Source organism: Pseudomonas sp. LTR0, assembly GCF_036630035.1.
In the GTDB taxonomy this organism is placed as follows: Bacteria; Pseudomonadota; Gammaproteobacteria; order Pseudomonadales; family Pseudomonadaceae; genus Aquipseudomonas; species Aquipseudomonas putida_Y.
In genome coordinates this window covers 2,388,697-2,398,716 of sequence record NZ_CP123734.1, presented here as the reverse complement: position 1 = coordinate 2,398,716, position 10,020 = coordinate 2,388,697, and the positions used below count along the sequence as shown (strand labels likewise).

Annotated in this window: 14 protein-coding genes; 9 read left to right on the top strand and 5 right to left on the bottom strand. The window is 60.3% G+C overall.

From position 1 onward, the window contains the following. Nucleotides 1-8: 8 nt before the first annotated feature. Genes QCL51_RS11030 through QCL51_RS11020 form a run of 3 tightly spaced genes read right to left on the bottom strand, consistent with a single transcriptional unit; the run spans nucleotide 9 to nucleotide 1,386 of the window. Nucleotides 9-314 carry a DUF6482 family protein gene (locus QCL51_RS11030; RefSeq protein ID WP_021782287.1) on the bottom strand — a complete coding sequence of 102 codons (306 nt, stop codon included), beginning with the start codon at nucleotides 312-314 and terminating at the stop codon, nucleotides 9-11. After that, nucleotides 311-847: a DUF3833 domain-containing protein gene (locus QCL51_RS11025; protein ID WP_019751189.1), complete on the bottom strand. Its 537-nt coding sequence runs from the start codon at nucleotides 845-847 to the stop codon at nucleotides 311-313. Before QCL51_RS11025 ends, QCL51_RS11030 begins: the two co-directional genes overlap by 4 nt. 2 nt (nucleotides 848-849) lie before the next feature. After that, nucleotides 850-1,386 (bottom strand): chalcone isomerase family protein, encoded by a 537-nt coding sequence (locus QCL51_RS11020; protein WP_323600683.1) that lies wholly within the window; start codon nucleotides 1,384-1,386, stop codon nucleotides 850-852. Between the two features lie 159 nt (nucleotides 1,387-1,545). Between QCL51_RS11020 and QCL51_RS11015 the strand changes: the two genes are divergently transcribed. From QCL51_RS11015 to QCL51_RS11000, 4 genes are all read left to right on the top strand, one after another. After that, a complete protein-coding gene (locus QCL51_RS11015; RefSeq protein WP_338444842.1) occupies nucleotides 1,546-2,037 on the top strand; it encodes a DUF1543 domain-containing protein in 492 nt (163 codons plus the stop codon). A gap of 78 nt (nucleotides 2,038-2,115) precedes the next feature. Continuing rightward, nucleotides 2,116-2,886 carry an SDR family NAD(P)-dependent oxidoreductase gene (locus QCL51_RS11010; protein WP_021782284.1) on the top strand — a complete coding sequence of 257 codons (771 nt, stop codon included), beginning with the start codon at nucleotides 2,116-2,118 and terminating at the stop codon, nucleotides 2,884-2,886. A gap of 95 nt (nucleotides 2,887-2,981) precedes the next feature. Then, nucleotides 2,982-3,674, top strand: coding sequence for a DUF421 domain-containing protein (locus QCL51_RS11005; RefSeq protein WP_021782283.1), 693 nt, complete (start codon nucleotides 2,982-2,984; stop codon nucleotides 3,672-3,674). A 92-nt stretch (nucleotides 3,675-3,766) separates the two neighbouring features. Next, nucleotides 3,767-4,306, top strand: a complete 540-nt coding sequence (locus tag QCL51_RS11000; protein ID WP_028697242.1) for a type 1 glutamine amidotransferase domain-containing protein — start codon at nucleotides 3,767-3,769, stop codon at nucleotides 4,304-4,306. Between the two features lie 56 nt (nucleotides 4,307-4,362). Here QCL51_RS11000 and QCL51_RS10995 read toward each other — a convergent pair whose 3' ends face one another. Next, nucleotides 4,363-4,887, bottom strand: coding sequence for a hypothetical protein (locus QCL51_RS10995; protein ID WP_021782281.1), 525 nt, complete (start codon nucleotides 4,885-4,887; stop codon nucleotides 4,363-4,365). Between the two features lie 193 nt (nucleotides 4,888-5,080). On the opposite strand from QCL51_RS10995, the gene QCL51_RS10990 reads away from it, so the two are divergent. The 3 genes from QCL51_RS10990 (at nucleotide 5,081) to QCL51_RS10980 (ending at nucleotide 6,956) form a co-directional block, all read left to right on the top strand. After that, nucleotides 5,081-5,938, top strand: a complete 858-nt coding sequence (locus tag QCL51_RS10990) for a glucose 1-dehydrogenase (protein ID WP_103444542.1) — start codon at nucleotides 5,081-5,083, stop codon at nucleotides 5,936-5,938. Between the two features lie 169 nt (nucleotides 5,939-6,107). Continuing rightward, the gene (locus tag QCL51_RS10985; RefSeq protein WP_021782279.1) at nucleotides 6,108-6,572 is read left to right on the top strand and encodes a hemerythrin domain-containing protein; all 465 of its coding nucleotides are present in this window, start codon (nucleotides 6,108-6,110) and stop codon (nucleotides 6,570-6,572) included. Nucleotides 6,573-6,647: 75 nt separating this feature from the next. After that, on the top strand, nucleotides 6,648-6,956 hold the full coding sequence (locus QCL51_RS10980; protein ID WP_103444543.1) for a hypothetical protein: 309 nt from the start codon (nucleotides 6,648-6,650) through the stop codon (nucleotides 6,954-6,956). Here the strand turns inward: QCL51_RS10980 and QCL51_RS10975 are convergent. Next, the gene (locus tag QCL51_RS10975) at nucleotides 6,898-7,839 is read right to left on the bottom strand and encodes a GlxA family transcriptional regulator (RefSeq protein ID WP_325950869.1); all 942 of its coding nucleotides are present in this window, start codon (nucleotides 7,837-7,839) and stop codon (nucleotides 6,898-6,900) included. The two genes, QCL51_RS10980 and QCL51_RS10975, sit on opposite strands and share 59 nt — an antisense overlap. 109 nt (nucleotides 7,840-7,948) lie before the next feature. Here QCL51_RS10975 and QCL51_RS10970 point away from each other — a divergent pair, with 109 nt between their 5' ends. Both QCL51_RS10970 and QCL51_RS10965 read left to right on the top strand, forming a co-directional pair. Further along, nucleotides 7,949-8,746, top strand: coding sequence for an SDR family oxidoreductase (locus QCL51_RS10970; protein WP_323600685.1), 798 nt, complete (start codon nucleotides 7,949-7,951; stop codon nucleotides 8,744-8,746). Nucleotides 8,747-8,897: 151 nt separating this feature from the next. Next, a complete protein-coding gene (locus QCL51_RS10965) occupies nucleotides 8,898-9,905 on the top strand; it encodes a zinc-binding alcohol dehydrogenase family protein (protein WP_325950867.1) in 1,008 nt (335 codons plus the stop codon). Nucleotides 9,906-10,020: the final 115 nt, after the last annotated feature.

Below are 10,020 nucleotides of genomic sequence, written 5' to 3'. Positions count from 1 at the left end.
CGTCCGGGCTACCACTGGCTGGTGAGCGTTACCGGTACGCGCAGCGGCGCGATGGGGCCGTCGCGCTGCCCGCACATCTCATCGTGCACCACCTGCTGCACCAGCATGCACGGCACCGGCGGCAGGTCGGCCAGCAACTGCCGCAGTTCGGTCGTGGAGCGCACGCGCACGGGCTGCCCCTGGGCATCGCTCAATGTCACGGGGCCGGCGTCGGTCAGGGCACGCAGGAGGTAGAAGCCCCCCTCCAGCGACAGCAGTTCAAGTTCCTTGGCTTCGCCGGTCGAAACCAGCTGGGTCAGCGCGTTCAGGTTCATGGTGTGCCCTCTGGCAGGCGGCGGAAGAACAAGGTGATCTGACCAATCTCCACGCCCAGTTTGCTCATGCTCGAGCGGTTGATCAGGGTGTCGTCATCCATGAGGTACATCCAGTCGTCCAGGTCTACCTGCCAGTGCCGCCCATCGACCGGCAGGTCCAGTTGGTAACGCCATCGCAGCGCGTTGCCCGCCACTTCGCCACGCGCCTCGCCGATCACGTCCCCCGCTGTTCCCCGCCAGCGCCCGGGGCCGTCCGGCACCAGCGTCCAGGTCCGCTGCTGGCGTGTACCATCGCTATAGAGAAAATGTTCGTCGAGGATCAGCCGCTCACCCTCGCGGCGGCTGTCGATGCGCACATGGAAGCGCTTGACCACCTCCCCGGAACGCTTCTGGAACATCCCCCACGCCTGAACCGGGCGCGAGAAGAACGCCGCCAGGTCCAGCTTCGGCTGCTCCTGGGCATAGTGCTCGACACCGACATTGCCACAACTGCCCAGAAGCAGGCAGGCAGCCAGCAACAGCGCTTTGTACATGTTCAGGCTCCTCGGTCATCGCCAGCCAGCCCAAGCAGCCGCTGACGCAATTGGGGGTCTCTGGCCCGCGGGTCGAGCCAGATGGCGAAGAAGGCCCGGGCGAACACCGGATCGTTGATCGCGTGGCTCAGTTTGCCGTCGACGTAAAAGCGGCAACCCTTCCCCGGCAGGTACAAGCCCGTGATGCGCATGCCAGGGCTCACGTCCACGAATGCCTGCTCTATCGCCTTGGTCCATGCCGCGCGTTGCTGTGCCGTCATGCTGCCGCCATCCAGGCGTTGCATTTCCTCGAGGCTGGCCTTGACCAGCGTGTCCCTGGACAATGACCGGTGATAGAGCAGTTCAAGGGCGAACGGCTGGTTCCAGCCCTGAACCGGGCCAACTGCCCATAACCGGGCGGTGTACAGCCGCAGGCCAAACCAGGTGAAATCACCGGCGCCCAGCCGTTGCGCCGCAGGCAGCTCCGCTCGCCAGTCTGCCGCCGACGACATGGCGGCTAGCAGCAGGCACAAACAGGTCCAACGTGCAGGGTGCGCCATTCTGACCTCGAGCACTTCGAGAAATACTATACAATAGTAGACACGTGTACAGATATTTGATGGGAAATGTACAGAATTTAATGCCTGGCATGCACGTTTCTGCAAGCCTCGCGCTCCGTTATCGAAAAACCATGAACGTCGAGATAGAAGGAATTGCTCATGCTGTACGTCGTCATGCTCGGTGGACGCCACCCACGGGCCAATATCGAGGTCCACGACGTGGTGTTCGCGCAGGCGGACTCACTTGAACAGGCACACCCACATCTGCGCCAAGCCTGGTTCGGGAGCCGAACGGGCCTGCACATCGACGCATGGATGGAAGTCGACGGTATTGACCGCTACCGCGTCGCGTTCAGCCAGGTAGCGCCTGGCCCACACGATCCCAGGCTGTTCTTCATCAACCTTGGCGGCTACGAGCCCAGGGTGTTTGGCGAGGCACACCGCTACCTGCTAGTGGTGGCGAAGGACAAGGCCGAGGCCAGGCAACTGGGCAAACAGCGCCTGCAGGCAGACTGGCTCAAGCCGCATACCGACGCGGTACTGGACGTCGACGATTGCCTGCCGATCGACTGGGTGAACGACCGTTACGTGCACTTGATCGAAGGGTCCCATGACGGCTTACGGCAGTACAGCGACTATATCCTGCTGTGAGCTCGCCCCTGCCATGTGCAAGAACGTTGGCAGGCATCACAGGACGAAGCGCCAGCGCCCAGCCAAGAGGACACGCCGATGAGCCTGATAAACGACCTTCACACACCCGCCAACGTGCTGGTCTGCGGGGCCAGTGAAGGGATTGGCCTGGCATTGTGCACGCAGTTGCTGGCGCGCGATGACATCGGGCTGGTGTTCGCCGTTTCGCGACGAGCCACCACCAGCCCTGCGCTGGATACCTTGTTCACAGAGCACGGACGACGGTTGGTTCGCCTCGACTGCGACGCCCGATCCGAGCAGGCACTGCACACTCTGGCAGCACAGGTTGGCGCCTGCTGCGACCAGCTGAACCTGGTCTTCAGCACGCTTGGCGTGCTGCAAGAAGGCCCGGCACGGGCTGAAAAAGCGCTGAACCAGCTTGATATGGCGGGGTTGCTGAGCAGTTTCACCACCAACTGTTTCGCCCCTGTTCTGCTGCTCAAGCATTTGCTGCCGCTGCTGCGTCGGCAACCGATGGCCTTCGTCGCCTTGTCGGCGCGGGTCGGGTCGATCGGCGACAATCATTTGGGGGGCTGGTACAGCTACCGTGCCAGCAAAGCCGCGCTCAACCAGCTTCTGCGCACTGCAAGCATAGAGCTGAAGCGACTGAACCCCGCGTCAACGGTACTTGCATTGCATCCCGGCACCACCGACACCCAGCTTTCCCGACCCTTTCAGGGCAACGTGGCGCCAGACAAACTGTTCTCGCCCGCGTTTGCCGCCACCTGCATCCTGGCACTTGTGAGCCGTCACGGCCCGGCGCAGAGCGGAACGTTCTGGGCGTGGGATGGCACGCCGATTCCCTGGTGACGCGCGCGGAGAGTTCCAGGCAAAGTCGATGAACCAGCTCTGAGCGAGAGGGGTCAACCCTTTATCTGACAACGGCAGAAGGAAGGGTGGAACGAATGGTTTCGTTTGATCTGCAACGGATGCTGATAGGCGACTTCCCTTTTACCTTTCTGCTGGAAGTTGCTGTTCGTGTTTCAGCGGCCTTCCTGGCCGTGTTCTTTTTTCTGAAGTTCAGTGGTCGGCGCGGTATCAGACAGCTGTCCCGGTTCGAGCTCGTGGTCATTCTCACTCTAGGCTCAGCGGCCGGCGATGTAACCTTTTATGAAGATGTACCGCTGCTGCCGGTGGCCTTGGTTTTCCTCACACTGTTCATGCTTTACCGAGGAACGGTCTACCTCATGAGGCGAAACAGAACCTGCGAGGCCTGGATCGACGGGCTGCCAGTCACGGTAGTGAAAGATGGCATGTACGAAATCCATTCGCTGCGTCACATGAACATTTCACCGAATGAGCTGTTCATGGAGCTACGCCAGCAAGGTGTCGAGCACCTGGGCCAGGTTCGACTGGGCCTTCTGGAAACCGATGGTGATCTCAGTTTGTATTTCTACGATCAGCAAGACACACGTCCAGGCCTCTCAGTGCTGCCGTTCGAGCATCGCCCAGAGTACAGATCACCGCCCGGCGCCGGGTTGCATTGCTGCGTGAACTGCGGTTTTCCGGCCTACCATGAGCCTCACGACACCCTGGCGTGTTCACGTTGCGGTCATACGGTCTGGTCGCCTGCATTGGATACCGTGCGCAACCGTTAGCCTGTTCTCCCCATACCGCCAAGCATCGAGCAGGAACTTTGCTCGCTGTTTGCAGGCCCTTATGAAAGGCCTATCAGCACGAGGAGAGAATGATGAGTGCACAATTGAACGGCAAGCGCGTGGCCTTTCTGGTCACCGATGGCTTTGAACAGGTGGAACTGACCGGCCCGCGTGAAGCGTTGGAAAACAGCGGCGCAGTGGTCGATATCCTGAGCGAGAAAGAAGGCACGGTACGTGGCTGGAACCATGACGAACCTGCCGACGCGTTCAGCGTGGATGCGACTTTCGACAGTGCGCAGCTTGACCTCTACGATGCCCTGGTGCTGCCCGGCGGTGTGCAGAATTCGGACACGATTCGCTTGATTCCCGGCGCGCAGAAGCTGGTTAAAAGCCACGATGCGGCCGGCAAGCCGCTGGCGGTTATCTGCCATGGCGCGTGGTTGCTGATATCGAGCGGGTTGGCCAAAGGCAAGCGAATGACCAGCTACAAAACCTTGCAAGATGACATTCGTAATGCGGGCGGTACGTGGCTGGATGAACAAGTGGTGGTCGATGGCAACCTCATCACCAGCCGCCAGCCGGATGACATCCCCGCGTTCAATGAGCAGTTGATCAAGGCATTGGCAGGCTGAGCCTGATTCTCTTCAGCGCGTGCTGGTCGCCCATGGCACCGGCCAGCACGCGCTGATCACGCCAGCTGGATGAAAACCGAATAGCTGCCCAGCAAAACCCAGAAACACAGGAAAATCCAGGGCGTGCGCAAGGAAAACAGCAGCGATTTACGGTGCCCTGCCTGAGAGGTCTCGGCCTCGCAGAACAGTGGCGACTCGTCATAGGCAAGGCCCATCATCGGCTCGCTGCGCAGCAGGTGGCTCTGCTTCATCTGCCAGTGCTCGATAATCCGGAAGGCCGCGCGGATGCCAGGCCAGGCGTTCAGTGTACTGAGCACGCCGAGCAGTGCGAGAAAAGCCGGCACCATCAAGGTGAACATCTCGCCCCAGCCTGGGTTCAGGTTGCCCATCGATGACACATAGGCAATCACCAGGAACGACTGGGCAGCAAGATAAGCGTCAGTGCGGTTGGCCAGGATGGTGGTCTCATACTGAATTTCGCGCCGATAGAAATCCAGCCGCTCCTTGGGCGTACCGAACATCCTTTCATTCGTCTGGTCGATCTCATGTTCCGGCGTGGAAGGCGTGATGATTCGAGGCACTGCAGGCTCCTTGATAACGTGGGCCTCACCCATGCCAGCAAGCCCCGTCAGCGGTAGAGCCAGGCGGTTGGTAAAAATTCACTGGAAGTGGGTGCATCAACCGCTCGTCGCTCAGCACGAAGATCCACTTCAACACTGGCTTGCCGCGCCTTTCGAACGGAAATGAGCGTTTCAACCTGCAGGAGCTTCCAGCATGAGCGACTACCCTACCCCTCCATTCGCCTCCCAACCGCAAAGCGTTCCAGGTTCCCAGCGCAGGATGGAGCCGTATCCGGACTGTGGCGAGCAGAGCTACACCGGCAACAATCGCCTCGAAGGCAAGATTGCTTTGATAACTGGTGCTGACAGCGGCATCGGCCGTGCGGTAGCGATTGCCTATGCCCGGGAAGGCGCTGACGTAGCCATTGCCTATCTGAATGAACACGAAGATGCGCAGGAAACAGCGCGCTGGGTCAAAGCGGCTGGCCGCCAGTGCCTGCTGCTGCCCGGCGACCTGGCACAGAAACAGCATTGCCATGACATCGTCGACAAGACCGTGGCGCAGTTTGGTCGCATCGATATCCTGGTCAACAATGCCGCGTTCCAGATGGCCCATGAAAGCCTGGACGACATTGACGACGATGAATGGGTAAAGACCTTCGATACCAACATCACCGCCATTTTCCGCATCTGCCAACGCGCTTTGCCCTCGATGCCAAAAGGCGGCTCGATCATCAACACCAGCTCGGTCAACTCTGACGACCCGTCACCCAGCTTGTTGGCCTATGCGGCCACCAAAGGGGCCATTGCCAATTTCACTGCAGGCCTTGCGCAATTGCTGGGCAAGCAGGGCATTCGCGTCAATAGCGTCGCGCCCGGCCCGATCTGGACACCGCTGATACCGGCCACCATGCCTGATGAGGCGGTGAGAAATTTCGGTTCCGGTTACCCGATGGGGCGGCCGGGTCAACCTGTCGAGGTGGCGCCAATCTATGTCTTGCTGGGGTCCGATGAAGCCAGCTACATCTCGGGTTCGCGCTACGCCGTGACAGGGGGCAAACCTATTCTGTGAAAGTGCTGCCGGGGCCTGCTGACGCGGGCCTCGGTGCCTCTGGCAGAGCGGTATCAAGCCCCGCCCCTGAAGCGCACCCTGCCAGACGTCATCGCCATTGAACCCTGCCGCCCACTGCCACTCAACTCCATGCAAGCCATTTTTCATTCGCCCGCGACGAGGTGACACCATGAATGCTATCGACCTGCTGGTTCAAGACCATAAATTGGTCAAGAAGCTGTTGGAAGAGCTCAGTGCGACCACAGAGCGTGCCGTAAAGAAGCGCGCCGAACTGCTGCATCGCATCGAGCAGGAACTGCAGATCCACACCGCTCTGGAGGAGGACATTCTCTACCCGGCAATCAAGAAAGCCGGTGGTAAAGAGGAAGCCAAGATGTATTACGAAGCCAAGGAAGAACACCGGACTGTCGACGCCCTGGTGCTGCCCGATCTGCTACATACGCAAACAGGCACCCTTGAATTCGCCGGTCGGGTCAAGGTGATGAAGGAGCTGCTTGAGCATCACATCGAGGAAGAGGAAGAAGAGCTCTTCCCCACCGCGAAAAAGCTGCTCGGAAAAGACCAACTGGACGAGCTGGGGCTCGCCATGCAAGCCCAGAAAAAACTACTGAAGGGTGAGCAACGGGCCGCGTGAATCAAAGGCGCCAGGCCAGGTCGGGCACGATCGACCCGGCCTGGCGCCATGGATTAATGTTTGGGACTCGCTTCGATGGAGAGCTGGATCGACTTGCTGGAGTGGCCGGCCATGCTGGTCACGGTGGTGGCAGCCTGGTGTATCGGGTCGCACCGTCCAGGACGGCGCATGGTGGGCTTCTGCTGTTTTATCGCCAGCAACATACTGTGGTCAGTCTGGGGGTGGCATGCCCAGGCCTGGGCTTTGATTGTGCTGCAGCTTGCGTTGTGTGTCATGAACCTGAGGGGATGGCGCAAGAATAAAAGCGCCTCAACGAAAGCGCAGGTCACACTTGCCGAGCATCCCTTCGCACCGCCTGAGGAGGGACGCCAAACCCACGGATGAACACCTCGCGCATGTGCCGGCGGTCCCTGAACCCGGTTTCCTTGGCCACCACCTCCAGGCTGTGCCGGCTCTGCTCGATCATCAGCCGGGCAGCCTCGAGCCGCAGGCCCTCGATGGCCTTGGCGGGTGATTGCCCGGTCTCGGCAGTGAATACACGGGTGAACTGCCGAGGGCTCAGGTGCGCCACCTGGGCCAGCTCTTCCACGCTCAATGGGCGGCTGAGGTGACCGCGCGCGTAATCCAGCGCGCTCTGGATACGGTCAGTCCTGGGCGACAGCGACAACAGTTCGGAGTGTTGCGACTGCCCACCAGAACGGCGTTGATGCATGACCATCTTGTGCGCCACCGACCTGGCTATCTCGTTGCCCAGATCCTTTTCCACCATGCCCAGGGCCATGTCCAGGGCGGCGGTCATGCCGGCGGACGTCCATATCGACCCATCGACGATGAAGATCCGGTCTTCCTCGACGTCGATTTCCGGGTGCAACTCACGCAACTTGTTCGCGTAGGCCCAGTGGGTTGTAGCACGCCGCCCATCCAGCACCCCGGCCTGCGCCAGTACGAAACAGCCGGTGCAAAGACCCGCAGTGCGCCGCGCAGCGTCGACGAAGCCCCGCACGCTGGCCAGCACCTCTTCACCAGGCGGTGTCAACGGCGTCAGCGTACCCGTCACCATCCAGGTGTCAGCCAGACCAGGGGCGGCCAAAGGCAGCGTCTCGACAGACATCCCCAACGAGGAGCGCACCGTGCCGCCACCGACAGAAAAGTTCTCGAGCCTGTAAACCGCTTTGCCGGCGACGATGTTGGCAAACTCGAACACGGTTTGCGTTGCCAGGGACATGATCTGAAAGCCTTCGGTTAACAAATAGCCAACCCGGTGCATGGTTGAACCCCACTTAGCAATGTCCTGAAACACTACCATATACGTCCTTTAAGACAATAACCGTCTTCTGCATCATGGCTCCACCCACTCAAAGCAACGGAGTATCACCATGGCACAGGCATTCAAAGGCACCGCGCTTGTCACCGGCGCTTCCACCGGCATCGGTTCGCTCTACGCAGAGCAGTTGGCACGCCGCGGTTATGACTTGGTACTGGTGGCCCGCAACCGGGAACGCCTTAACGCATTGGCGGGCCGGCTCACCACCGAAACCCGGCAGAATGTGGAAGTGTTCCCGGCCGACCTGGCCAATACAGATGACCTTGCCAAGGTAGAACGCAAACTGCGCGAAGATGCCAGCATCAGCATGCTGGTGAACAACGCCGGCATCGGCACCCATACCAGCCTGCTGGAAAGCGATGTCGAGCGCATGGCCGAAATGATCAGCCTGAACGTGACCGCCCTCACCCGCCTGACCTATGCGGCTGTACCTGGCTTTGTGGCGCGTGAGCGGGGGGCGATCATCAATATCTCGTCCATCGTCAGCCTGGCGCCAGAACTGCTCAACGGCGTCTACGGCGGCAGCAAGGCGTACGTCACTGCGTTCACCCAGTCCTTGAACAAGGAGCTGGCAGGCAAGGGGGTGCAGGTGCAGGCGGTACTGCCCGGGGCCACCGCCACTGATTTCTGGCAAATCGGCGGCTTACCGGTCGAAAACCTCGACCCCGGCATCGTGATGTCGGCCCAGGACTTGGTGGACGGTGCGCTGCAGGACTTCGACAACGGGGTGCTGATCTCCTTGCCGTCAATGCAAGATCTGCAAGCCTTCGACCAATACGAAGCTGCCCGCCAGGCCTTGTTCGGCCAATTATCCAGCAACCAGCTTGCACCGCGGTACAGCGCCATCTGACGGTTGCGCGTGAGGCGCTTACACTTGGTAACGAGCGCCTCACACCATTTTCACTGAAGGAGGGAAAGTCTTGCGCTATTTGGCCAGTTTATCGCCTTAATCGAAACGACTAGCCTGAGCTCACTTTTCCCCTACCCAAGAGGTTGCGCCAATGAAGGCTGTCGTTTACACCCAACCCGGTTTGCCGATCCAGGACCCGCAGTCGTTGTATGACGCGCAGTTGCCCGAACCCAAGCCGGGAGCCCGGGATCTGCTGGTCGAGGTAAAGGCCATTGCTGTCAACCCGGTCGACACGAAAATCCGCGCGAGCCGCGGCGGTGAGCAACCACAGGTTCTCGGCTGGGATGCGGTTGGCGTTGTTCGCGAGGTTGGGCCAGAGGTCACGTTGTTCCAACCTGGCGATGAGGTTTTCTACGCCGGTGCCATCGACCGTGCTGGCAGCTACAGCGAGCGCCATGTGGTGGACGAGCGTATCGTCGGACACAAACCCCGCAGCCTGGACAACGCCAGTGCCGCAGCCCTGCCCCTTACTTCCATCACCGCATGGGAGCTACTGTTCGACCGCCTGGGTATTGAGGAAAACGGGGGCCAGGGCCAAAGCCTTCTGGTGATCGGAGCCGCCGGCGGGGTGGGCTCGATCCTGGTCCAGCTCGCCAGCAAACTCACACAGCTGGTTGTCATCGGCACCGCTTCAAGGCCTGAAACCCAAGCCTGGGTCAAGGAGCTGGGGGCGCATCATGTCATCGATCACACCAAACCGATCCCCCATCAACTGGAAGCGCTCAAGTTGGACCCGGTCGATCATGTGATCAGCCTGACCCATACCGACACCTACCTCCCCCAACTGGTCGAAGTGCTTCGTCCACAAGGCAAGCTCGCGCTGATCGACGACCCGGCGCAACTGGATGTCATGCCGCTCAAGCGCAAATCCCTTTCCCTGCACTGGGAGCTCATGTTCACCCGTTCGCTGTACCAGACCGAGGACATGATCAAGCAGCATCAACTACTCGATCGCATTTCACAGCTGGTCGATGATGGGGTGCTCAAGACTACCCTCGGCGAGCACTACGGCACCATCAACGCCGAGCACCTCAAACGCGCTCACGCCTTGATCGAGAGCGGGAAAGCACGCGGCAAGATTGTTCTGGAAGGCTTCTGATAGCGTTCCGGTTCCGAGGCAAGGCTCAGCTTTCATGACCACCCCGTACTCCGCTTCGCGAATGCACAAGCCGTGAACCATTACCTGAAAGGAACGTTTCACGGCGGCTGCCGGC

What these genes read in the sequence shown, in the direction of transcription:
- QCL51_RS10985 (WP_021782279.1), top strand. Translation starts at nt 6,108, where the DNA reads ATGAATGCTATCGACCTGCTGGTTCAAGACCATAAATTGGTCAAGAAG.
- QCL51_RS11010 (WP_021782284.1), top strand. Translation starts at nt 2,116, where the DNA reads ATGAGCCTGATAAACGACCTTCACACACCCGCCAACGTGCTGGTCTGC.
- QCL51_RS10970 (WP_323600685.1), top strand. Translation starts at nt 7,949, where the DNA reads ATGGCACAGGCATTCAAAGGCACCGCGCTTGTCACCGGCGCTTCCACC.
- QCL51_RS11005 (WP_021782283.1), top strand. Translation starts at nt 2,982, where the DNA reads ATGGTTTCGTTTGATCTGCAACGGATGCTGATAGGCGACTTCCCTTTT.
- QCL51_RS11030 (WP_021782287.1), bottom strand. Translation starts at nt 314, where the DNA reads ATGAACCTGAACGCGCTGACCCAGCTGGTTTCGACCGGCGAAGCCAAG.
- QCL51_RS10975 (WP_325950869.1), bottom strand. Translation starts at nt 7,839, where the DNA reads ATGCACCGGGTTGGCTATTTGTTAACCGAAGGCTTTCAGATCATGTCC.
- QCL51_RS11025 (WP_019751189.1), bottom strand. Translation starts at nt 847, where the DNA reads ATGTACAAAGCGCTGTTGCTGGCTGCCTGCCTGCTTCTGGGCAGTTGT.
- QCL51_RS10980 (WP_103444543.1), top strand. Translation starts at nt 6,648, where the DNA reads ATGGAGAGCTGGATCGACTTGCTGGAGTGGCCGGCCATGCTGGTCACG.
- QCL51_RS11020 (WP_323600683.1), bottom strand. Translation starts at nt 1,386, where the DNA reads ATGGCGCACCCTGCACGTTGGACCTGTTTGTGCCTGCTGCTAGCCGCC.
- QCL51_RS11015 (WP_338444842.1), top strand. Translation starts at nt 1,546, where the DNA reads ATGCTGTACGTCGTCATGCTCGGTGGACGCCACCCACGGGCCAATATC.
- QCL51_RS10965 (WP_325950867.1), top strand. Translation starts at nt 8,898, where the DNA reads ATGAAGGCTGTCGTTTACACCCAACCCGGTTTGCCGATCCAGGACCCG.
- QCL51_RS10990 (WP_103444542.1), top strand. Translation starts at nt 5,081, where the DNA reads ATGAGCGACTACCCTACCCCTCCATTCGCCTCCCAACCGCAAAGCGTT.
- QCL51_RS11000 (WP_028697242.1), top strand. Translation starts at nt 3,767, where the DNA reads ATGAGTGCACAATTGAACGGCAAGCGCGTGGCCTTTCTGGTCACCGAT.